Annotated in this window: 23 protein-coding genes; 14 read left to right on the forward strand and 9 right to left on the reverse strand. The window is 53.4% G+C overall.

Annotated features, from left to right (window positions below):
* Positions 1-12: 12 nt before the first annotated feature.
* On the reverse strand, positions 13-1041 hold the full coding sequence (gene tdh, locus ACPUC7_RS18690; protein ID WP_494924019.1) for an L-threonine 3-dehydrogenase: 1029 nt from the start codon (positions 1039-1041) through the stop codon (positions 13-15).
* A complete protein-coding gene (locus ACPUC7_RS18695; protein ID WP_494924020.1) occupies positions 1038-2246 on the reverse strand; it encodes a glycine C-acetyltransferase in 1209 nt (402 codons plus the stop codon). Before ACPUC7_RS18695 ends, tdh begins: the two co-directional genes overlap by 4 nt.
* 231 nt (positions 2247-2477) lie before the next feature.
* On the opposite strand from ACPUC7_RS18695, the gene rfaD reads away from it, so the two are divergent.
* From rfaD to rfaC, 3 genes are read left to right on the forward strand one after another with little or no spacing between them, the layout of a single operon-like run.
* Positions 2478-3410: an ADP-glyceromanno-heptose 6-epimerase gene (gene rfaD / locus ACPUC7_RS18700; protein ID WP_494924021.1), complete on the forward strand. Its 933-nt coding sequence runs from the start codon at positions 2478-2480 to the stop codon at positions 3408-3410.
* Positions 3411-3427: 17 nt separating this feature from the next.
* Positions 3428-4471, forward strand: coding sequence for an ADP-heptose--LPS heptosyltransferase RfaF (gene rfaF / locus ACPUC7_RS18705; protein WP_494924022.1), 1044 nt, complete (start codon positions 3428-3430; stop codon positions 4469-4471).
* A 2-nt stretch (positions 4472-4473) separates the two neighbouring features.
* Positions 4474-5442 carry a lipopolysaccharide heptosyltransferase RfaC gene (gene rfaC, locus ACPUC7_RS18710; RefSeq protein ID WP_494924023.1) on the forward strand — a complete coding sequence of 323 codons (969 nt, stop codon included), beginning with the start codon at positions 4474-4476 and terminating at the stop codon, positions 5440-5442.
* On the opposite strand, the gene ACPUC7_RS18715 is transcribed toward rfaC, so the two are convergent.
* Positions 5439-6410, reverse strand: a complete 972-nt coding sequence (locus ACPUC7_RS18715; protein WP_494924024.1) for a polysaccharide deacetylase family protein — start codon at positions 6408-6410, stop codon at positions 5439-5441. The genes rfaC and ACPUC7_RS18715 overlap by 4 nt on opposite strands.
* A gap of 319 nt (positions 6411-6729) precedes the next feature.
* Here ACPUC7_RS18715 and ACPUC7_RS18720 point away from each other — a divergent pair, with 319 nt between their 5' ends.
* The 8 genes from ACPUC7_RS18720 to coaD all read left to right on the forward strand — a co-directional run bounded on the left by ACPUC7_RS18720 (position 6730) and on the right by coaD (position 14902).
* A complete protein-coding gene (locus ACPUC7_RS18720) occupies positions 6730-7854 on the forward strand; it encodes a glycosyltransferase (protein ID WP_494924062.1) in 1125 nt (374 codons plus the stop codon).
* Between the two features lie 42 nt (positions 7855-7896).
* The gene (locus tag ACPUC7_RS18725; protein WP_494924025.1) at positions 7897-9006 is read left to right on the forward strand and encodes a glycosyltransferase family 9 protein; all 1110 of its coding nucleotides are present in this window, start codon (positions 7897-7899) and stop codon (positions 9004-9006) included.
* Entirely contained in the window at positions 9003-10001 is a 999-nt protein-coding gene (locus ACPUC7_RS18730) for a glycosyltransferase (RefSeq protein WP_494924026.1), read from the forward strand. Before ACPUC7_RS18725 ends, ACPUC7_RS18730 begins: the two co-directional genes overlap by 4 nt.
* 64 nt (positions 10002-10065) lie before the next feature.
* The gene (gene rfaQ / locus ACPUC7_RS18735; RefSeq protein ID WP_494924027.1) at positions 10066-11154 is read left to right on the forward strand and encodes a putative lipopolysaccharide heptosyltransferase III; all 1089 of its coding nucleotides are present in this window, start codon (positions 10066-10068) and stop codon (positions 11152-11154) included.
* The gene (locus ACPUC7_RS18740; protein WP_494924028.1) at positions 11147-12280 is read left to right on the forward strand and encodes a glycosyltransferase family 4 protein; all 1134 of its coding nucleotides are present in this window, start codon (positions 11147-11149) and stop codon (positions 12278-12280) included. The genes rfaQ and ACPUC7_RS18740 overlap by 8 nt, the downstream gene beginning before the upstream one ends.
* Positions 12281-12365: 85 nt before the next feature.
* Positions 12366-13640 carry a lipid IV(A) 3-deoxy-D-manno-octulosonic acid transferase gene (gene waaA / locus ACPUC7_RS18745; RefSeq protein WP_494924029.1) on the forward strand — a complete coding sequence of 425 codons (1275 nt, stop codon included), beginning with the start codon at positions 12366-12368 and terminating at the stop codon, positions 13638-13640.
* Between the two features lie 3 nt (positions 13641-13643).
* Complete coding sequence (locus ACPUC7_RS18750) at positions 13644-14420, forward strand: glycosyltransferase family 2 protein (RefSeq protein ID WP_343553434.1); 777 nt, start codon at positions 13644-13646, stop codon at positions 14418-14420.
* The gene (coaD, locus tag ACPUC7_RS18755; protein WP_494924030.1) at positions 14417-14902 is read left to right on the forward strand and encodes a pantetheine-phosphate adenylyltransferase; all 486 of its coding nucleotides are present in this window, start codon (positions 14417-14419) and stop codon (positions 14900-14902) included. The genes ACPUC7_RS18750 and coaD overlap by 4 nt, the downstream gene beginning before the upstream one ends.
* Here the strand turns inward: coaD and mutM are convergent, their stop codons facing one another.
* From mutM to radC, 4 genes are all read right to left on the reverse strand, one after another.
* Positions 14903-15712 carry a bifunctional DNA-formamidopyrimidine glycosylase/DNA-(apurinic or apyrimidinic site) lyase gene (gene mutM / locus ACPUC7_RS18760; protein ID WP_494924031.1) on the reverse strand — a complete coding sequence of 270 codons (810 nt, stop codon included), beginning with the start codon at positions 15710-15712 and terminating at the stop codon, positions 14903-14905.
* 69 nt (positions 15713-15781) lie between these two features.
* Positions 15782-15949 (reverse strand): 50S ribosomal protein L33, encoded by a 168-nt coding sequence (rpmG, locus tag ACPUC7_RS18765; RefSeq protein ID WP_001051798.1) that lies wholly within the window; start codon positions 15947-15949, stop codon positions 15782-15784.
* Between the two features lie 20 nt (positions 15950-15969).
* A complete protein-coding gene (gene rpmB / locus ACPUC7_RS18770; RefSeq protein ID WP_007885297.1) occupies positions 15970-16206 on the reverse strand; it encodes a 50S ribosomal protein L28 in 237 nt (78 codons plus the stop codon).
* 242 nt (positions 16207-16448) lie between these two features.
* Positions 16449-17105, reverse strand: a complete 657-nt coding sequence (gene radC, locus ACPUC7_RS18775) for a RadC family protein (protein WP_343553437.1) — start codon at positions 17103-17105, stop codon at positions 16449-16451.
* A 190-nt stretch (positions 17106-17295) separates the two neighbouring features.
* Here radC and coaBC point away from each other — a divergent pair, with 190 nt between their 5' ends.
* From coaBC to slmA, 3 genes are all read left to right on the forward strand, one after another.
* Entirely contained in the window at positions 17296-18516 is a 1221-nt protein-coding gene (gene coaBC, locus ACPUC7_RS18780) for a bifunctional phosphopantothenoylcysteine decarboxylase/phosphopantothenate--cysteine ligase CoaBC (protein WP_494924032.1), read from the forward strand.
* Positions 18494-18952, forward strand: coding sequence for a dUTP diphosphatase (gene dut, locus ACPUC7_RS18785; protein ID WP_494924033.1), 459 nt, complete (start codon positions 18494-18496; stop codon positions 18950-18952). The genes coaBC and dut overlap by 23 nt, the downstream gene beginning before the upstream one ends.
* Positions 18953-19068: 116 nt before the next feature.
* Positions 19069-19665 carry a nucleoid occlusion factor SlmA gene (slmA, locus tag ACPUC7_RS18790; protein ID WP_343553439.1) on the forward strand — a complete coding sequence of 199 codons (597 nt, stop codon included), beginning with the start codon at positions 19069-19071 and terminating at the stop codon, positions 19663-19665.
* 81 nt (positions 19666-19746) lie between these two features.
* Here the strand turns inward: slmA and pyrE are convergent, their stop codons facing one another.
* Both pyrE and rph read right to left on the reverse strand, forming a co-directional pair.
* Positions 19747-20388, reverse strand: coding sequence for an orotate phosphoribosyltransferase (gene pyrE / locus ACPUC7_RS18795; protein ID WP_343553440.1), 642 nt, complete (start codon positions 20386-20388; stop codon positions 19747-19749).
* Between the two features lie 49 nt (positions 20389-20437).
* Positions 20438-21154, reverse strand: coding sequence for a ribonuclease PH (rph, locus tag ACPUC7_RS18800; protein WP_494924034.1), 717 nt, complete (start codon positions 21152-21154; stop codon positions 20438-20440).
* Positions 21155-21254 lie beyond the last annotated feature (100 nt).

The following is a 21254-nucleotide window of genomic DNA, read 5'->3' on the forward strand; positions in this document are numbered from 1 at the left end:
GGAGCATCATCATTAATCCCAGTTCAACACCACTTTGCCCGAACGGCCCGATCGCATCTCATCGAAGCCTTGTTGGAATTCATCAATGTGATAGCGATGGGTGATTATCGGCGTGAGATCGAGGCCAGATTGAATCAGCGCCGCCATCTTGTACCAGGTTTCGAACATCTCACGACCATAAATGCCTTTGATGAACAAGCCTTTGAAAATCACCTGATTCCAGTCGATAGACATTTCGCCCGGTGGAATGCCCAACAGCGCGATGCGTCCGCCGTGGTTCATCACTTCCAGCAAGGTGCGGAAAGCGGGTGGTGCGCCGGACATTTCCAGGCCGACATCAAAGCCTTCAGTCATGCCCAGTTCAGCCATTACGTCACGCAGATTCTCCTGCGCCACGTTAACCGCACGCGTTACGCCCATTTTGCGTGCCAAATCGAGGCGGTATTCATTGATGTCGGTGATCACCACATGACGCGCACCAACGTGCTTACACACTGCCGCCGCCATAATGCCAATCGGGCCGGCACCCGAAATCAGCACATCTTCACCCACCAAATCAAACGACAGTGCGGTATGCACCGCGTTGCCGAATGGATCAAAAATCGCCGCCAGTTCGTCAGAGATATTGTCAGGGATTTTGAAAGCGTTGAAGGCCGGAATCACCAGATATTCGGCGAAACAGCCCTGACGATTGACGCCCACGCCGACCGTATTGCGACATAAGTGCGTGCGCCCTGCGCGGCAATTGCGGCAATGTCCGCAGGTGATGTGCCCTTCACCGGAAACGCGATCGCCCACGGCAAAACCTTTCACTTCCTCGCCCATGCCAACCACTTCACCGACATATTCGTGGCCGGTAATCATTGGTACCGGAATGGTTTTTCGCGACCAATCATCCCAGTTATAGATGTGCACATCGGTGCCGCAAATCGCGGTTTTACGGATCTTAATCAGCAAGTCGTTATGGCCAGGTTCAGGAATCGGCGCGTCCTTGACCATCCAGATGCCTTCTTCAGCTTTTAATTTGGCAAGTGCTTTCATTTCGCTGCTCCTGCAATGACGCTCAACTGCTGACCAATGCGGGTAAAGGCGGCGACTGCGTGTTCCAGCTGTGCCTGGGTGTGTCCGGCAGAGATTTGCGTGCGAATGCGCGCCTGACCTTGCGGCACCACCGGATAGAAGAAGCCGGTGACGTAAATTCCTTCTTGCTGCAATAAACTGGCGAACTGCTGCGCCACTTTGGCATCACCCAGCATCACTGGAATGATGGCGTGATCGGCACCGGCCAAGGTAAAGCCGGCGGCGGTCATTTTCTCGCGGAAGAAACGGGCGTTTTCCCACAGACGCTGGCGCAACCCATCGCCTTCACTCAGCAATTCCAGTACGCGCAGCGAGGCAGTGACAATCGCCGGAGCCAGTGAGTTGGAGAACAGATAAGGACGCGAACGCTGGCGCAGCCATTCCACCACTTCTTTTTTCGCCGCCACGTAGCCGCCCGATGCGCCGCCCAACGCTTTACCCAGCGTGCCGGTAAGAATATCGACGCGATCCATCACGCCACAATATTCGTGCGTACCGCGCCCGGCCGCGCCGACAAAGCCGACCGCGTGTGAATCATCAACCATCACCAGCGCATCAAATTCATCCGCCAAATCGCAAATGCCTTGCAGGTTGGCGATCACGCCGTCCATCGAGAACACGCCGTCGGTGGCAATCAGAATGTGGCGCGCCCCTTTATCACGCGCTTCCTGTAAGCGTGCGCGCAGTTCATTCATGTCGTTGTTGGCATAGCGATAACGCTGCGCTTTGCACAGGCGCACGCCATCAATAATTGACGCATGATTGAGGGCGTCCGAGATAATCGCATCTTCCGCGCTGAGCAGTGTTTCAAACAGGCCGCCGTTGGCATCAAAACAGGAGGAGAACAGAATGGCGTCTTCCATGCCAAGGAATTCGGCCAATTTATGTTCAAGCTGTTGGTGGATGTCTTGTGTGCCGCAGATAAAGCGCACCGACGCCATGCCAAAACCGTGTGAATCCATACCATCTTTTGCTGCCTGGATTAATGCCGGATGGTTGGCTAAACCCAAATAGTTATTGGCGCAGAAGTTGATCACTGGCGGGCTGTTGGCGACATTGATTTCCGCTTGTTGCGCCGAGGTAATGGTGCGTTCTTGTTTGAACAATCCGTCCTGGCGCGTTGTCTCAAGCTGTTGACGGATTTGCGAATAAAACTGATTGGACATGATTCTGCTCCTCAGATAGCAAATATTTGGCACATATTACTGATCGAATCGCATCGTTCCGACATTTCCGCCATCAATATCTCGGTTTTGCAGCATAGTTCACGCTGCGAACAGGATTTGTGCAACGCTTACGGAGTCATCTGGCTGCCTGCGCTGGGCTGAAATGTTATGATGTGAAGTATTCGTGGGTGAAACCTCCTGTTTCCCCCCAACTCTTTAAAGGCAAAGCATATGATTATCGTAACCGGTGGCGCTGGCATGATTGGCAGCAACATTGTTAAAGCGTTGAACGACCGTGGTCTGACCGACATTTTGGTGGTGGATAATCTGAAGGATGGCACCAAATTCGTGAATCTGGCGGATTTGGACATCGCTGATTACATGGATAAAGAGGAATTCCTCTCCTACATCATGTCTGGTGAAGATCTCGGCCCAATCGAAGCGGTATTCCACGAAGGCGCGTGTTCAGCCACCACCGAGTGGGACGGCAAGTACATGATGGACAACAACTATCAGTACTCCAAAGATCTGTTGCACTTCTGTCTGGAGCGCGAAATCCCATTCCTGTACGCCTCTTCCGCGGCAACCTACGGCGGCCGCAATGAGAACTTTATCGAAAAGCGCCAATACGAGCAGCCGCTGAACGTCTACGGCTACTCCAAAATGCTGTTCGATCACTACGTACGCCAGATTCTGCCAGAAGTCGAATCACCGGTGTGCGGTTTCCGTTACTTCAACGTGTATGGCCCGCGCGAAGGTCATAAAGGCGGCATGGCCAGCGTGGCATTCCATCTAAATACCCAGATCAGCAACGGTGAAAATCCAAAACTGTTTGAAGGTAGTGATGATTTCCGCCGCGACTTCATCCACGTTGATGATGTGGTTGCCGTGAATCTGTGGTGCTGGGAAAACGGCGTTTCGGGCATCTACAACTGCGGCACGGGCCGTGCGGAATCCTTCCAGGAAGTGGCGGATGCGGTGCTGAATTTCCATCAGCAAGGCGAAATTGAGTACATTCCGTTCCCGGAGAAGCTGAAAGGTCGCTATCAGGCATTCACTCAAGCCGATCTCACCAATCTGCGTGCCGCTGGCTATGACAAGCCGTTCAAAACCGTCGCGCAAGGCGTGGGCGAATATATGGTCTGGCTGAACCGTAAAGCATAAGGAAACCGGCACCAGCGATGAAAATTCTGGTTATTGGCCCGTCGTGGGTCGGCGATATGATGATGTCGCAAAGTCTCTATCGCACGCTCAAGGCTGAGCATCCTGATGCAGTGATTGATGTGATGGCACCCGCCTGGTGCCGCCCTTTGCTATCGCGCATGCCGGAAGTGAATCAGGCACTGGCGATGCCGCTCGGCCACGGTGCATTAGCGCTCGGCGAACGTCGTCGTTTAGGGAAAACCCTGCAAGCCAGCGGTTACGACCGCGCTTATGTGCTGCCGAACTCTTTCAAATCGGCGCTGGTGCCTTTCTTCGCCGGCATTAAACGTCGCACCGGCTGGCGCGGCGAAATGCGTTACGGCGTGTTGAACGATGTGCGCGTGCTGGATAAAGCGGCGTTTCCGCTGATGGTTGAGCGCTATGTGGCGCTTGGCTATGACCAGCCGATTGCCTCGGCGCAGCAACTGCCGCAACCGCTGTTGTGGCCACAATTGCGCGTCGAAGAAGATGAAAAACGCATGACCGCGGCACAGTTTGCGCTGTCGGCCGATCGTCCGGTGATTGGCTTCTGCCCCGGCGCAGAGTTTGGTCCGGCGAAACGCTGGCCGCACTATCATTACGCCGCCCTGGCCGAGCAACTGATTGGTGAAGGCTATCAAGTGGTGTTGTTTGGTTCGGCAAAAGATCGCGAAACCGGCGACACCATTATTCAGTCGTTATCAGATGACGCAAGCGCGCACTGCAAAAATCTGGCTGGCGATACGCAGTTAGAGCAAGCGGTGATTCTGCTGGCAAACTGCGTGGCCGTGGTCAGCAATGACTCAGGCTTGATGCACATCGCCGCGGCGCTCAATCGTCCGCTGGTGGCGCTCTATGGCCCAAGCAGCCCAGATTTCACGCCGCCGCTTTCGCAGCATGCCCGCGTCATTCGCCTGATTACCGGCTACCACAAAGTGCGCAAAGGTGATGCCGAGCAGGGCTATCATCAAAGCCTGATTGATATTCAACCAGCGCGAGTTCATCAAGAGTTGCACGCGTTGCTGCATCCGGTGCAGGAGTAGAAATGCACGTTTTAATTGTTAAAACCTCCTCAATGGGAGACGTGCTGCACACGTTGCCTGCGCTCACCGATGCGATGCAGGCGATCCCTGGCATCAAATTTGATTGGGTGGTTGAAGAAAACTTCGCGCAAATCCCTGCCTGGCATCCGGCGGTGGATAAAGTGTTGCCGGTGGCGATTCGCCGCTGGCGCAAACATTGGTTTGGCAGCCAGCAGCGTGAAGAACGCGTGCGTTTCAAACGCGATCTGCAATCACGCCAATATGATGTGGTGCTGGATGCGCAGGGCCTGATCAAAAGCGCCGCGCTGGTGACGCGCCTGGCAAAAGGCGTTAAGCACGGTCAGGACAGCCGCAGCGCGCGCGAACCTTTCGCCAGCTGGTGGTATGACAAACGCCATGAAATCGATAAGCAGCAGCACGCGGTTGAACGTACGCGTGAGTTGTTTGCCAAGAGTCTCGGCTACGAAAAGCCCAGCACGCAGGGCGATTACGCCATCGCCGGACATTTCCTCTCAACGCTCTCCACTGAAGCGCAGCCTTATTTAGTGTTTTTGCACGCCACCACGCGTGACAACAAACATTGGCCAGAATCCCACTGGCGTGAGTTGATCGGTCTGGTGCAGCCGACAGGCATGCGCGTGAAATTGCCGTGGGGTGCCGAACATGAACATCAGCGCGCTCAGCGACTGGCGGAAGGTTTCGACCATGTTGAAGTGTTGCCAAAACTCACGCTGGAGCAGGTGGCGCAACAGCTTGCCGGCGCGCGTGCGGTGGTTTCGGTGGATACCGGTTTGAGCCATCTGACTGCGGCGCTGGATCGGCCGAATATCACGTTATACGGTCCCACCGATCCTGGTTTGATTGGCGGCTATGGCCAGAACCAATATGTGCTGCGCCCGGCACAAGGGCACAACATGGCGGATATTCAAGCCAGCGATGTCGCCGCGATGATGCAGGAGATGGCGATTTAACGGGATGCTGCGCTCATCTTTTGCTGCGCATATTCCGTTAATGTCATGCCTTGAGTACGCGGCTGCAACCAACTGAAAAGCTGCTCTAAATCGTCGTACAGCCGCTCAATGTCAGCCTCATTTTTGAATGTGGGGCTGCCATCTGGCATGAATTCTGATGAATGCAGCATAAACTCCACGTAATCGTTCCCCTGATTAATCGTCTGTTCAACTACCTGCTTCATCTGCGCCACATTGCCGCCAACCGGACGCAACCAATTCACTGACGCGCCACGTTTTTTACCGCGCACATCATTCCACACTTTTTTCAATTGATTGGTTAACGCGCCGTAACGGTACTGAATGCTCATTGGCAGCTCGAGTAGCGGGCTATTCCCTGCTTTGGAAATGTCGTTCGCATCAAGGTAATAAGCATGATCGGGGAAATGACGATAATCCGTACCACCGTTGCCTTGAGGTGCCCCGGAAGCGTTGCGCCAATCCACGCGCGGCGTAACGGAGCAATCGACCAAATAACCGTTGTCGATCAGCGCGCGCGCATAGATCTCATCAAACGCCCAGCGTCCAGCACGATGGCTGGTCATTTTCTGTTGAAACGCGCTTTCCAGTAAGTCAGTCATGAAAGCGACCTTCTCACGCAGAATGTTTTCTGGATACTCAATCAAATAAGGCTGATAGCGCCAATCGTCATCGGTTAAAGCATGCTCTGGCGGGCTAAACCAGGCGTGAAGATGCATGCCGATTTCACCCTGTTTGCGTGCCAGCAAATCCCGGCCAAATTCAACATAAGCCGGATCGCTCGCCATTTCATAGTTGGTCAGCCAGGTCGGTTTAAAACCGTACTTCTCACACAACGACTGGAAGCGCGGCAGGAAGCGAACATTGTGCGTGGTAACCTTGCCGCTGCGATTGCGCCACAGGTTATCCCCTTCCGTATCGAGAGTGATTAAAAACGCAGGCTTATCCATAACTTATCCGATAAAATGAGCAATTTCTCGTCGTTATGGTACGCAAGCCAACCAATCAGGGCAAACATTTCATCCGTCGCGCCGCCACAGATGTTGGTAGCAGTATATGGTCGGTTAAACTAGAGTGAATTAAACTGCACATGGCTGCGACTACGTCGAATGCTTACCGTAATGGCAAAGCGTATTCTTTGAAGCTAAACGTACCTAATAAATTGATTTTTCTTATATTCAGCACTGTTTTCTCAGGGGATGATAACCACGTTGTCATACAAAACAGGCTGGCGATTAGGAGCAAAAGAATTTGTCGAAGCGCATTCTGATGGTTATCGATGGCCTGCCAGGCGGCGGTGCCGAAAAAGTCGTTCTGACGCTGGCAGAAGGTTTTCTCCGCCAGGGGCATCGAGTGTCGCTTTTCTCATTGCGCAAGGTATGCGAATACCCCATTCCCGCAGGTGTGGATTATCAAACAGTGATTGATCACTGCTCTCGTCCATGGCGTAAATTAACTGAAACCTATCGTCGTGCTCGTCAGTTGGATGTAGCGGTGCGCCAAAGCGAAGCGCTGCATGGCAAGTTTGATTTGATCCTTTCAAACTTACACAAAACAGACCGCATTGTTCGACGCGCAAAATCATTGGATTTGCATAAAACCTGGTATTGCCTGCACGGTGTATTTTCCGCTTCTTACCTCGCGCGTAAATCAGGCTTTTCATTATGGATGAAGCAGCAGAAAATCCGTCAAACCTATCAAGGCCGACAGCTGATTGGCGTTTCACAATATGTCATTGACGATGTGATGCAGAATATCGGCGTGAAACCCAGCAAAGCCCGAGTGATATTTAACCCGTTCGATTTCGATCTTATTTCCCGCAAGGCCGCCGAACCTTGCCCATTGGCGGGCAATGATTTCATTCTGCATGTTGGGCGCTTTCATGAAGCAAAACGTCACGATCGACTACTGCAAGCGTATGCGCAAAGCGGTATTTCTGCCCCGCTGGTTTTATTAGGTCAGGGAAATGAAAAAAAGACGGAAAGATTACGCCAGCAAGCCGAGGATTTAGGCATTTCTGCCCGCGTACGTTTTGAAGGTTTTCATGCCAATCCTTATCCGTGGATTCGCCATGCGCGGCTGTTAGTGGTCAGTTCAGACAGTGAAGGATTCGGCAATGTGCTGGTCGAAGCCCTGAGCAGCGGCACTCCAGTGGTCAGCACTCGCTGCCCCGGTGCACCTGCGGCAATTTTGTCTGGCGATCTGGCGCGTGGGCTGGCCGAGATGAATGCAGAGTCGCTGGCGCAGAAAATGCGCGAAATTTATACCAACCCACCTGAGTTGCAAAAATTGGACTTAAGCATTTATAGTCTCAACGTTATTTGTCAGCAATATTTGCAACTCGTTGAAACTGTAGAGCCTGCATACTCAAGCCCTCAGCACATTCCGAGTTAATAGGTCCCCATGATGGTGTGACCGCCTCATGGGGATAAATTATTGGCTTACGTCATTCTGTTCATCATATTTCTACCGGTTAAATGGGTGATGAAAATCGTCCATGGCAGGACCGGTAAAAATCTCATTATTCAAACCGCCAAGATTGGCGATTTCATTAATATCACCCCGCTGTTGACCCATTTGGGTAAAAGCGATGCTTTATTAAGCCAATGTGTTGCGCCGCTCGCTACGCGTGATAACACCATCGAAAACATCTGGTATATCGAAGATCATCGTTCTGGCTTACTGAAAAAATTCAAATTGGTTTGGCAGCTGCTCAATCGCTACGACAACATTTACCTGTTGCACCCAACCAATCTGAATCTGTTTATCGCCGCATGCTGCAACGCCAGCAATAAACAGTTCCTCTCCAGCTATCGCCGTAAAAGCTATCAAGCCCTGTTTTACGCCACGGCTTCGGGCACGGTACAGCATGAAAAAAACACCCTGACGCTGGAAAACTATCTCAAGCTGGCCGATCGCTCTTTCACAAAAGAGAGTTATCCCAAACATGCCACGCAGCCTCTTTGGCAACCGGCCACGCTGCCCAGTGAAATTACGCAATTTGATGGCATTCTCATTGGTATCAGCATCACCGCAGGTAATCAGGCAAAAACCATTCCGCCACTTATTTGGCAGCGTCTTTTTGACCATTTAACCGACTTACCCTGCCAGTTTTATGCATTTGGCGCACCGAATGAACAATCACGCTTACAAGAGCTGTATAAAGTTGTCGGCGCGCGTGAAAACGTGATTAGTATGGTGGGCAAAGTGCCATTGGAAGATGTGCCTGCGGCGATCAGCGAGATGGATTTTTACATCGCGTCTGATTCCGGCAACGTCTACATTGCTGATGCGCAGCAAGTGCCGATCATTTTAATTTATGGTCCTTGCTGCGTTGAAGAGCAACGCCCGCTCGGTGATGTACTGCTGATTGGTCCCAACCATATTGCACCGTCGTCGTTTGTTTTCGCGGCGCAGTACAAATTTATGCATCCGACTGAGCAACTGTTTGAACTCGATCAGCGGAAGCTAAACGATATTCATGAATTTATTAGCACACGGCAACAACAACGCCGGGCGCGACGGAAAAACATTAAAACAGCATGACCATGCAGCCAGAGAATCCTCCTTTACTCTCCATCATCACGCCGATGTTCAATGCTGGCGAGATGTTTGCCACATTCATGCAGTCATTGCTGGCGCAAACGCTGAACGAACTGGAAATCATCATTGTTGATGATGGCTCAACTGACGGTTCTGGCGAACGCGCTGACGCTTACGCGCAGCAACACTCGCATGTGCGCGTGGTTCATCAAGAAAATGGCGGCGTTTCACGCGCGCGCAATGCTGGGCTGGCGGTGGCGCGCGGCAAATATGTTTCGTTCCCGGATGCCGACGACACCATGGATGCGGCGATGTATCAAACGCTGGTTGAAATGGCCGAAAGAGATAACCTCGACGCCGCGCAATGCAACGCGGAGTGGTTTTTCAAAGCCAGTCAACAAGTCAAACCGCTGATTCCAACCGATCGCTTAACCAGCACCGAAGTATTGGGCGGCGCGGAGTGGCTTAATAAAGCCCTGAAAACACGGCGCTATATGCATGTGGTGTGGCTGGGCATTTACCGCCGCGAATTGATTGAACAGTTAAAACTCTACTTTGAGCCTGGCCTGCATCATCAGGACATTCCCTGGACTACCGAGTTCATGCTCAACGCCCAACGCGTGCGTTACACCGATCGCGTGCTGTATCGCTATTACATGCATGATGCTTCAATCAGCAATCGCAAACGCACCGGGCAGCGCAACGTGGAATATCAACGCCATTACCTTAAAATCGCGCAATTGCTGGAAGAGATCAACGCACGCTATCGGCAAAAAGTGACCATCTACCCGGCGTTTCACCAGCAGATTACGTATGAAGCGCTAAGCGTATGCCATTGTATTCGCCGTGAACCGGAAGAGAGCGCGCGTCAGGCGATGATCGCCGACCTGTTTGCCACACAAACCCACAAACGCATGTTGCGTAACGCGCGTGGTGTGCAGCAATGGTACCAATTGCTGTTGTGGCTCAGCCGGATTTATCGCTGGCGCAAGAAATAAGCGTCTTTCACGCCCTTGGGGTTTGCCTTACAATCAGCTGACTGAATTTTGAGATCATTTGAGTATGGCAAGCCCGATTCCAGACCAATTTGCAGCGAAAAATATTCTACTGATCAAGCTGCGCCATCACGGTGACATGCTGCTGACCACGCCCGCGATCAATGCGCTTCGCCAGCGCTATCCCCAAGCCAATATCGACGTGCTGCTGTATAAAGAAACGCGTCCCATGCTGGAAGCCCATCCGGCGATTCGTCAGATACATTTCATCGATCGCAACTGGAAAAAACAGGGCGGCTGGCAGAAATTCCGTCACGAAATGGCACTGATTTCGGCGGTACGCAGCAGCCATTATGATCTGGTCATTAACCTCGCCGATCAGTGGCGCAGCGCCATCATTACTGGTCTTTCGGGTGCCCCGGTGCGCATTGGTTTTGCCTTCAATAAACGCGATAACGCTTTCTGGCGCTGGATGCACAATCAGTTAGTCAGCACCGCCAACCATAATCAGCTGCACACCGTTGAACAGAATATGGTGGCGCTGCAACCGTTAGGCATCAGCGCAGAGGGTGCGAAAGCATCGATGCATTTCAGCACCGCCGATCAGCAAAAAGTACAACAGGTGCTGGCTGAACATGCGGTCAATACGCCGTTTATTGTGCTGCAACCGACCTCACGCTGGCAGTTTAAATGCTGGGAGGATGAGAAGGTGGCGCAGCTGATTAATGCGCTAACCGCCGATGGCCGCACCGTGGTGCTTACCGCCGCGCCAGACCAAAAAGAGCTGGCGATGATCGCCAATATTCAGTCGCTATGCCAAGCGCCCAATCAAGCGCCCAATGTAGTGTCGCTGGCGGGTCAATTATCATTGCCGCAACTGGCAGCGCTGATTGATGCGGCGCAACTGTTTATCGGTGTCGATTCTGCACCGATGCACATGGCCGCTGCGCTGGAAACACCGTGCATCGCGTTGTTTGGCCCGACCAAACTGCAACATTGGCGTCCGTGGGGTGACAACAATCGTGTGATCTGGGCTGGCGATTACGGTCCGCTGCCTTCACCAGACGCGATCGATACCAAAACCGATCAGCGTTATCTCTCCGCCATTCCGGTCGAAGATGTATTGGCTGCCGCCAGGAGTTTTTTGCATGAGTAAGTTACGCCTGGCGATTGTCCGGCAGAAATACCGCCCGGACGGCGGTGCCGAACGTTTTATTTCACGCGCACTGGAAGCGTTGGATAGCGAACAACTTGATCTCAATATCATCACTCGCAGTTGGCAGGGCACGCCGAATCCGGCATGGCATCTGCACATCTGCAATCCCGCCAAATTTGGCCGCATCTCACGTGAACGCGGTTTTGCTCGCGCGGCGCGTGAATGCTGGGAACGTGAGAAGTTCGATATCGTGCAAAGCCATGAACGTATTGCCGGTTGCGATATCTTCCGCGCCGGTGATGGCGTACATCGCGTGTGGCTGGAACAGCGCGCGCGCATTGTCTCGCCGTGGCAACGTTTCACCGCCAGCGTTAGTCCTTATCATCGCTATGTATTGCAGGCGGAAGCCGAGATGTTCAATGCAACATCGTTGAAAGCGGTGATCTGCAATTCAGAGATGGTGAAGCAGGATATTTTGCGCAACTTCTCGCTGGATGCCAACAAGATCCACGTTATTCACAACGCGATTGATAGCCAACGTTTTCAGCCCGCCAGCGAAGCATCGCGTCATGCCGCGCGTCAGCAACTTAAGCTGCCGCAAGATGCCACTGTGATGATTTACGTCGGTTCTGGTTTTGAGCGCAAAGGTCTGAAAGCGGCGATTGAAGCGGTCGCCAAAAGCGATCGTTATTTGGTGGTGGTCGGCCAGGATAAGCAACTATCGCGTTATCAGCAGTTAGCCAATCAACTTAACTGCTTAGATCGACTACGCTTTGTCGGCGTGCAGCAAGATGTACAGCCGTTTTACCACGCTGCCGATGCATTGCTACTGCCAACGCTGTATGACCCGTTCCCGAATGTGGTGTTGGAAGCGATGGCTTGTGGCTTGGCGGTAATCACCAGCACCGGTTGCGGCGGCGCGGAATTTATCACTGCCGGACAACAAGGCTTCGTCTGTGATGCATTGGATATCAATGCATTAAACGAAGCGGTAATGGCAACACCGGCACTTTCACAAAATTCGTCCATGGGCGACGCTGCACGACGCAAAATCGAACCTTATGGTCCGCAAAGACTGGCGCAGGCGTTGACCTCGCTGTATCAGCAAGTGCTGCAAACCAGCTGACTTAGCAGTATGAGCAGGCGGTCAGTTTCTGATAACATGCCGCCTTTCATGTGTTTTTTGACGCGATTATGTCGTAACGGTAACTATGACGACTCTCTACACAGCCCTGCTCTATCTGATTCAGCCATTGATCTGGCTGCGCCTGTGGCTGCGCGGTCGAAAAGCACCGGCCTATCGTAAACGCTGGGCGGAACGCTATGGTTACTGCACTGGCAAAGTGGAACCGCACGGCATCGTGCTGCATTCGGTTTCGGTCGGCGAAACGCTGGCAGCAGTGCCACTGGTGCGCGCGCTGCGCCATCGCTATCCCACTTTGCCGATCACCGTCACCACCATGACGCCAACCGGCTCCGAGCGTGCGCAATCGGCGTTTGGCAAAGACGTGCACCACGTTTATCTGCCTTACGATTTGCCTGGCTCCATCAACCGTTTCCTCGATACCGTCGATCCGCGACTGGTGATCATCATGGAAACCGAGTTGTGGCCAAACATCATTCGTATTTTGCATCAGCGTAAGATTCCGCTGGTGATTGCCAACGCGCGCCTGTCTGAGCGCTCGGCGAAAGGCTACAAAAAACTCGGCGGCTTTATGCGAGATTTACTGCAACGCATTACGCTCATCGCCGCGCAGAATGATGAAGATGGTGAGCGTTTCCTCAGCCTTGGCCTGAAACGTTCGCATCTCACCGTGACCGGCAGCCTCAAATTCGATATTTCAGTGACGCCAGAACTGGCAGCGAAAGCGGTGACGCTGCGCCGTCAATGGGCTTCACGTCGTCCGGTATGGATTGCCACCAGCACACACGAAGGCGAAGAAGCGATTGTGCTCGATGCGCATCGCCGTCTGTTGCAGCAGTTCCCCGATCTGCTGCTGATTCTGGTGCCACGTCATCCGGAACGTTTTAAAGATGCCTGCGATTTAACGAAAAAACGTGGTTTCAGTTTCACGCTACGCAGCAGCGGCGAAATCCCATCGAGTTCCACGCAAGTGGTGATCGGCGACACCATGGGCGAATTGATGATGCTGTATGGCATCGCAGATATTGCCTTTGTCGGCGGCAGTTTGGTCGAGCGCGGCGGACATAATCCGCTGGAGCCCGCCGCTCACGCCATTCCGGTATTAATGGGGCCGCACATCTGGAACTTCAAAGATATCTGCGCCAAGTTGCAGCAGGCTGAAGGCTTAATCACCGTCACCGACGTGGTTTCGCTGCAAAAAGAAGTCGCCAACTTGCTGCAAGATGATGATTATCGCCGCTATTACGGCCGTCACGCCGTTGAAGTGCTGCATCAAAATCAGGGCGCTTTGCAGCGTCTGCTACAGTTACTCGAACCGCATTTACCGCCACGAGCACACTAATTCATGTCGCAACGCCAACGTCTCTCCGTGGTGATGATCGCCAAAAACGAAGCTGAACTGCTACCCGAGGCACTGGCTTCCGTAAGCTGGGCCGATGAAATTGTGCTGCTGGATTCCGGCAGCAGCGATAACACCATTAGCGTTGCCCGCGAGCATGGCGCGCAGGTTTATCAGGCGGAAAGTTGGGACGGATTTGGCAAGCAGCGCCAGCGTGCTCAGGCGTTCGCGACTGGCGATATGATTTTGATGATCGACGCCGACGAGCGCGTTACGCCAGAATTGCGCCAGGCCATTGAGCAGGTTTTGCTGCAACCGGCCTCCAATACCGTTTATAGCCTGGGTCGCAGTAATCTGTTTCTTGGTCGCTTTATGCGCCACAGTGGCTGGTATCCCGATCGCGTGATGCGTCTTTATCCGCGCCAGCTCAACTACAACGATAACCTGGTACATGAATCACTGGAGACGCAAGGCGCGCCGGTGGTGAAGTTGCCGGGCGATCTGCAACATCTCACCTGCCGTGATTTGATTGCCTTCCAACGCAAGCAGATGAACTATGCCGAAGCCTGGGCGCAAGAGCGTTTCCAGCGCGGTAAACGCTGTGGCGTGTTCTCTGTTTTTAGCCACACGATTGGGGCGTTTGTAAAAACGCTGCTGCTGCGCGCCGGTTTTCTCGATGGGAAACAGGGCTGGATTCTGGCGGTAGTTAACGCGCAGTACACTTTCAACAAATACTCGGCGCTGTGGGCGCTAAATCACACCTCAACACAAGGTCGCGTATGAGCACGAAAGCGATTTATCCCGGCACCTTTGATCCCTTCACTTTGGGTCATCTGGATATTGTGACGCGCGCGGCGCAAATGTTTGACCGCATTGTGGTGGCCATTGCTGCCAGCCCAAGCAAAAAGCCGCTGTTCAGCCTTGATGAGCGCGTGGATATGGCGCGTCAGGTTATTGCGCATCTGCCGAATGTTGAAGTGGTGGGATTTAGCGATTTGATGGCGAACTTTGCCAAAGCGCAAAACGCCAATGTGCTGGTGCGCGGTTTGCGCGCAGTTTCAGATTTTGAATATGAATTGCAACTGGCGCAGATGAATCGTCATTTGCTGCCAACCCTCGAAAGCGTGTTCCTGATGCCATCCGAAGGTTTCTCGTTCGTCTCTTCTTCATTGGTCAAAGAAGTGGCGCGCCATGCCGGTGATGTGCAGGCATTTCTGCCTGCCGTGGTGCATCAAGCATTGCTGGCGCGACTGGCGCAACCGTAATTAATGCTGGCAGCGTGGACACCAGAAAGTGCTGCGCTGACCATGTTTGCCGCTGATAATCGGCGTGCCGCACGCGCGGCAAGGTTCGCCAGCACGACCATAAACCTGCAACTCCTGCGCGAAGTAGCCCGGCTTGCCATCAGTTTGTAAGAAATCACGTAACGTGGTGCCACCCTGCTCTATCGAACGTAGTAGCACCGCTTTGATGGTGTTGACCAACAATTCCGCGTCTTCCTTGCTCAAACTCATCGCCGATCGATCGGGCAAGATCCCGGCGGTAAACAGCGATTCGCTGGCGTAGATATTGCCGACGCCGACCACCACTTTGTTATCCATCAGCCACTGTTTAATCACCGTGCGTTTGCCGCGTGATTTTTCAAACAGATAAGCGCCATCAAATTCTTCACTTAATGGTTCAGGGCCGAGATGCGCCAATACGCTGCTGCCGTCGAGGTCATTGCTCCACAGCCAGGCACCAAAGCGGCGCGGGTCGGTATAGCGCAGCACTTTGCCGTTGCTCATCACCAAATCGACGTGGTCATGTTTGGCTGCTGGTTGTTCGCCAGGCAGCACGCGTAAGCTGCCGGACATGCCGAGGTGAATGATGATCCAGCCATGCGGCAGCTCCAGCAGCAGATATTTGGCGCGACGCTGCACGCTTAATACCGGCTGATCACTTAACGCGTGGATTTCATGCGATACCGGCCAGCGCAAACGGGGATTGCGCACAATCGCGTGCAAAATCGTCGCGCCCACCAGGTGGGGTTCGATACCGCGTCGACTGGTTTCTACCTCAGGTAATTCAGGCATCTCATCTCCTCAACGAATCGCAGAAACAAAAAACCCGGCCGGAGCCGGGTTTTTCTAAGAACACTAAAATTACTTAATTTTAGCTTCTTTGTAGATCACGTGCTGACGTACAACCGGATCGAACTTTTTCAGTTCTAATTTCTCTGGTTTAGTACGTTTGTTCTTCGTGGTGGTATAGAAGTGACCTGTACCAGCAGAGGAAACCAGCTTGATCTTCTCACGAATACCTTTAGCCATGATTCAGTTCCTTAGTACTCTTAGTACTTCTCACCACGGGCGCGGATTTCGGTCAAGACCGTATCGATGCCCTTTTTATCAATAACACGCATACCTTTAGCAGATACACGCAGAGTAACGAAGCGCTTTTCGCTCTCAACCCAGAAACGGTGAGAGTGCAGGTTCGGCAGGAAACGGCGTTTCGTCGCGTTCATTGCGTGGGAACGGTTGTTACCCGTCACCGGACGCTTTCCAGTTACCTGGCAGACTCGTGACATTTCTATTCTCCAAAAATCAAATAAGCTCGAGCTTTAAAAACTAGGTTTTGGCCGCCTCGTCAGGCCTTAGCCCGCCAGGCGAGTTCCATGTGAACCCGCTAAGCTGACCCAAACGCCAAACCCGAGATTCTCAAAGGTGGCGTAGTATACGCCGCTCAGCCGGTGTGCTCAAGTCCCGAACAGATAAAGATCCCTCTGGATCGCGCAAAAGTGGCCTATTTCTGTTCAATCGCACCGCTGATTTACAGCCAACCGCGCTCGGCGAAAGAGGTAAACTCGCCGTGACCGATCACCAAATGATCAAGTAAACGAATATTCAGCAACGCACAAGCCTGGCCAACTTTGCCGGTAATATCGCGATCGGCGCGGCTGGGCTCGGCAATTCCTGAAGGATGATTGTGCGCGAGGATTACCGCAGCCGCGTTGAGTTTCAACGCTTCACGCACAATTTCTCGCGGATGTACTTCCACGCTGGCAATCGATCCCGAAAACATCTTCTGCGCCTGTAATACGCGATGTTGATTATCCAGAAACAGCGCCATAAACACTTCTCGTTCCTGATGTGCCAGCACGCTTTGCAGATATTGACGCGTCACCTGCGGATTCTCCATCACGTTTTCGCGTGCCAGCTGGCTGGCAAAGAAGCGCCGCCCCAATTCAGCAATGGCATAAAGCTGCGTCATTTTGGCACCGCCCACACCTTTCACTTGCCCAAGCTCCTCTTTATTCGCGGTCATGATGCGATATAACGAGCCAAACTCATTCAGCATTTGCTGAGCCAGCAACATCACGCTGGTGCCGCGAATACCGGTGCGTAAAAAAATCGCCAGCAATTCTGCATCACTGAGCATTTCTGCGCCCATTAACATCAACTTTTCCCGTGGTGCCAGTTCCGTCATCGGCTTCTCCTCCCTGCGTTGCGGCGATACTGCGCGTCTGTTTCAATCCGCGCCAGCCTGTTGAGCAGGATTTCAGAGACGCCTCGCAAAGGGCGCAGGCAGTGAAAAGGCGACATGCGGATTTTGTGATAAAGTTGCCTGCATCTGCCGCTCCTGACGCGGCAATCTGCTTTGAGTTGAGGCAAAGAACATGACGGGATTAGCCGGAAATAAAATTCTGCTGGGCGTAAGCGGTGGCATTGCCGCCTATAAAGCGCCAGAACTGGTGCGCCGACTGCGCGATCGCGGTGCCGATGTCCGCGTAATGATGACGGAAGCCGCCAAAGCGTTTATTACGCCATTGAGCCTGCAAGCGGTTTCCGGTTATCCGGTGTTTGATGATCTGCTCGACCCGGCGGCCGAAGCGGCGATGGGCCATATCGAGCTAGCAAAATGGGCTGATTTAATTGTGCTGGCGCCCGCCACCGCCGATCTGATTGCACGCGTTACCGCAGGCATGGCAAACGACCTGGTAACCACAGCTTGCCTCGCCAGTGACGCCCCCTTAGCTATCGTGCCGGCGATGAATCAGCAAATGTATCGCGCCGCCATCACGCAAGAGAATTTGCAGCGCCTGCACCAGCGTGGCGTGCTGATTTGGGGCCCAGACAGCGGCAGCCAGGCGTGCGGCGATATCGGACCTGGCCGTATGCTTGATCCGCTGGCGATTGTCGCGCATGCGCTGGAATGGGCCGCGCCCGTCAACGATCTGCAACATCTCAACATTATGATCACCGCCGGTCCAACCCGCGAAGCGCTGGACCCGGTGCGCTATATCAGCAATCACAGCTCCGGTAAAATGGGCTTTGCGATTGCGGCGGCCGCGGCCAAGCGCGGTGCCAAGGTGACGTTAGTGGCGGGTCCGGTCACGCTGCCAACACCGGCTGGCGTGCAACGTATTGATGTTGATAGTGCACTGGATATGGAAGCCGCCGTGATGGCGCAAATCGGGCAACAACATATTTTCATTGCCAGCGCAGCCGTGGCAGACTACCGGGCGGCCACGATTGCCGCAGAGAAAATTAAAAAACAGGGTGGCGACGATAGCGTCACACTTCAGTTGGTGAAGAACCCTGACATTGTCGCAGGCGTGGCGGCGTTGCAAAAAAATCGCCCCTACGTTGTCGGATTTGCTGCCGAAACCCAGAATGTGGAAGAATACGCGCGGCAAAAACGGGTGCGAAAAAACCTGGATCTGATTTGCGCCAACGATGTGGCGCAAGCCGGACAGGGATTCAATAGCGACACCAATGCTCTTCACCTTTTTTGGCAGGAAGGGGAAAAAGTCTTACCGCTCAGTGATAAGACGCTCCTTGGCCAACAATTAATAGACGAGATTGTCAGCCGTTATGATGAAAAAAATCGACGTTAAAATTCTTGATGCACGTGTTGGCAACGAATTCCCGCTGCCAACCTATGCAACCTCTGGTTCAGCCGGCCTAGATTTGCGCGCTTGCCTGGATGACGCTCTGGAAATCGCACCGGGCATGACCACGCTGGTGCCAACTGGCCTGGCGATTCACATTGCCGATCCAAGCCTTGCCGCGGTGATTCTGCCGCGCTCCGGCCTGGGCCATAAACATGGCATCGTGCTGGGTAACCTGGTGGGTTTGATCGACTCTGATTACCAGGGCCAATTGATGGTTTCAGTATGGAACCGTGGTCAGGACAACTTCACGCTGCAACCTGGCGATCGTTTGGCGCAACTGGTCTTCGTACCGGTGGTACAGGCCGAGTTCAATCTGGTGGAAGACTTTGACACCAGCGATCGCGGCGCGGGCGGCTTCGGCCATTCAGGCCGTCAGTAACACGCAACACTTTTCGCTTAGCCATCTTTTTATTTCTTGTCGCCACAGGCCGCTATGTCTGTGGCAGATGAGGCGGTATTGCCTGTTTTTGGTGAATTTCAGGGGTGTTGAAGGTCATGGCAGAAAAAAAAGTCGCGAAACGGAATCGTCGCGAAGAGATTTTGCAGGCACTAGCGCAAATGCTGGAGTCGAGCGATGGCAGTCAGCGCATCACCACCGCGAAGCTGGCCGCCAATGTGGGCGTATCGGAAGCGGCGCTTTATCGCCATTTCCCAAGCAAAACCCGCATGTTCGACAGCCTGATCGAGTTTATTGAAGACAGTCTGATTACCCGCATCAATCTAATCCTGAAAGATGAAAAAGAGACGCTGGCACGTTTACGTTTAATCGTGCAGCTGCTGCTGGGATTTGGTGAGCGTAATCCGGGGCTGACACGTATTTTGACCGGCCACGCGCTGATGTTTGAACAGGATCGTTTGCAAGGACGTATCAACCAACTGTTCGAACGCATTGAAGTGCAGCTGCGTCAGGTGATGCGTGAGAAGAAAATGCGTGATGGTGAAGGTTTCCAGACGGATGAAACCTTGCTAGCGAGCCAACTGTTGGCGTTCTGCGAAGGATTATTGTCGCGCTATGTGCGCTCGGAATTCCGTTATCGTCCCACCGCGGATTTCGACAGCCGCTGGCCGCTGATGGCTGCGCAACTGGTGTAAGCCGGGTCAGCATAAATGCCGACCCTACATATTCCGCCGTAGGGTCGCCATTCATGGTGACCACATCGCGCTCTGAAGAATTTAAATCCCGTACTCTTTACGATAAGCGCGTACTTTCGCCAGGTGATCGGCCATCTCCGGCTTCTCTTCCAGATAATCAATCAGCTCAGCCAAAGTGATGATCGCGGTGACTTTGCATTTATAGTCGCGCTCCACTTCCTGAATCGCGGAAATATCGCTGCGACCACGTTCCTGGCGATCCAACGAAATCAACACGCCCGCTAACGTCGCGTTGTGTGCACTGATGATATCCATTGATTCACGAATCGCGGTGCCCGCGGTGATCACGTCATCCACCAGCATCACTTTGCCTTGCAGCGGGCTACCCACCAGCAATCCACCCTCGCCGTGATCTTTGGCTTCTTTACGGTTGAAGCAGTAAGGCACATCGCGCTCGTGATGATCGGCCAGCGCTACGGCGGTGGTGGTGGCAATTGGAATACCTTTGTACGCCGGGCCAAACAGCAGATCGAAATCAACGCCGCCATCCACCAGCGCTTGCGCGTAGAAACGACCTAACAGCGCTAAATCGCGACCGCTATTAAATAAACCTGCGTTGAAGAAATACGGGCTTTTACGACCCGATTTCAGGGTGAACTCACCAAACTTCAGCACCCCTTTGTTCAGGGCGAATTCAATAAACTGACGCTGCCAGGCTTTCATTTCTTGCTCCTCGAATAAAGAAAAGGCGACTCTATGGTCGCCTGTTACATCAATTAGTTAGCGCCGCTTTCTGCGCCTGAATCAACTGCTCAATGCCGCCTCGCGCTAGCGCCAGCAGCTGCAATAACTCTTCGTGGCTGAACGGCTCGCCTTCTGCGGTGCCCTGCACTTCAATCATGCGACCATCTTCGGTCATCACCACATTCATGTCGGTTTCCGCGGTGGAATCTTCGACATATTCCAGATCGCACAGCGCTTCACCGCCAACGATGCCGACAGAAATCGCCGCCACCATGCCTTTCAACGGGCTGGCTTTCAATTTACCGGCCGCAACTAACGCATTCAGCGCATCGGCCAACGCCACGCAAGCACCGGTAATCGATGCGGTACGCGTGCCACCATCTGCCTGAATCACGTCGCAATCCAGCGTGATGGTAAATTCACCCAACGCATCCAAATCTACCGCGGCGCGCAGTGAACGGGCGATCAGACGTTGAATCTCCAGCGTACGTCCGCCTTGCTTACCTTTGGCGGCTTCACGCGCCATGCGACTGTGGGTAGAACGCGGCAGCATGCCGTATTCTGCGGTGATCCAGCCTTGACCTTTGCCTTTGAGGAAACGCGGCACGCCTTCTTCGACGGTTGCGGTGCACAGCACTTTAGTTTCACCGAACTCGATGAGGACAGAGCCTTCTGCATGTTTGGTGTAGTGACGCGTGATGGTGACGGGACGTGTATCAGATGCACTACGGCCTGCTGGACGCATGGTTTCTCTCCGGCTTGCTTAGGTTTGGCTGCGCATTATACGGACTTCGGCAGCGGCTGTCCTGCCTGCGTGCGGCACAATCGCGGATGAAATTCTGTGG

Source organism: Pantoea sp. CFCC18179 (assembly GCF_059412405.1).

Bases quoted from the DNA above. Each gene is read 5' to 3' on its own strand.
- ACPUC7_RS18750 (WP_343553434.1), top strand. From the start codon at position 13,644: ATGTCGCAACGCCAACGTCTCTCCGTGGTGATGATCGCCAAAAACGAA.
- slmA (WP_343553439.1), top strand. From the start codon at position 19,069: ATGGCAGAAAAAAAAGTCGCGAAACGGAATCGTCGCGAAGAGATTTTG.
- rfaF (WP_494924022.1), top strand. From the start codon at position 3,428: ATGAAAATTCTGGTTATTGGCCCGTCGTGGGTCGGCGATATGATGATG.
- pyrE (WP_343553440.1), bottom strand. From the start codon at position 20,388: ATGAAAGCCTGGCAGCGTCAGTTTATTGAATTCGCCCTGAACAAAGGG.
- dut (WP_494924033.1), top strand. From the start codon at position 18,494: ATGATGAAAAAAATCGACGTTAAAATTCTTGATGCACGTGTTGGCAAC.
- rfaC (WP_494924023.1), top strand. From the start codon at position 4,474: ATGCACGTTTTAATTGTTAAAACCTCCTCAATGGGAGACGTGCTGCAC.
- mutM (WP_494924031.1), bottom strand. From the start codon at position 15,712: ATGCCTGAATTACCTGAGGTAGAAACCAGTCGACGCGGTATCGAACCC.
- ACPUC7_RS18695 (WP_494924020.1), bottom strand. From the start codon at position 2,246: ATGTCCAATCAGTTTTATTCGCAAATCCGTCAACAGCTTGAGACAACG.
- rfaQ (WP_494924027.1), top strand. From the start codon at position 10,066: ATGGCAAGCCCGATTCCAGACCAATTTGCAGCGAAAAATATTCTACTG.
- coaD (WP_494924030.1), top strand. From the start codon at position 14,417: ATGAGCACGAAAGCGATTTATCCCGGCACCTTTGATCCCTTCACTTTG.
- ACPUC7_RS18715 (WP_494924024.1), bottom strand. From the start codon at position 6,410: ATGGATAAGCCTGCGTTTTTAATCACTCTCGATACGGAAGGGGATAAC.
- radC (WP_343553437.1), bottom strand. From the start codon at position 17,105: ATGACGGAACTGGCACCACGGGAAAAGTTGATGTTAATGGGCGCAGAA.
- ACPUC7_RS18730 (WP_494924026.1), top strand. From the start codon at position 9,003: ATGACCATGCAGCCAGAGAATCCTCCTTTACTCTCCATCATCACGCCG.
- rfaD (WP_494924021.1), top strand. From the start codon at position 2,478: ATGATTATCGTAACCGGTGGCGCTGGCATGATTGGCAGCAACATTGTT.
- rpmB (WP_007885297.1), bottom strand. From the start codon at position 16,206: ATGTCACGAGTCTGCCAGGTAACTGGAAAGCGTCCGGTGACGGGTAAC.
- rpmG (WP_001051798.1), bottom strand. From the start codon at position 15,949: ATGGCTAAAGGTATTCGTGAGAAGATCAAGCTGGTTTCCTCTGCTGGT.
- ACPUC7_RS18720 (WP_494924062.1), top strand. From the start codon at position 6,730: ATGGTTATCGATGGCCTGCCAGGCGGCGGTGCCGAAAAAGTCGTTCTG.
- coaBC (WP_494924032.1), top strand. From the start codon at position 17,296: ATGACGGGATTAGCCGGAAATAAAATTCTGCTGGGCGTAAGCGGTGGC.
- tdh (WP_494924019.1), bottom strand. From the start codon at position 1,041: ATGAAAGCACTTGCCAAATTAAAAGCTGAAGAAGGCATCTGGATGGTC.
- rph (WP_494924034.1), bottom strand. From the start codon at position 21,154: ATGCGTCCAGCAGGCCGTAGTGCATCTGATACACGTCCCGTCACCATC.
- waaA (WP_494924029.1), top strand. From the start codon at position 12,366: ATGACGACTCTCTACACAGCCCTGCTCTATCTGATTCAGCCATTGATC.
- ACPUC7_RS18740 (WP_494924028.1), top strand. From the start codon at position 11,147: ATGAGTAAGTTACGCCTGGCGATTGTCCGGCAGAAATACCGCCCGGAC.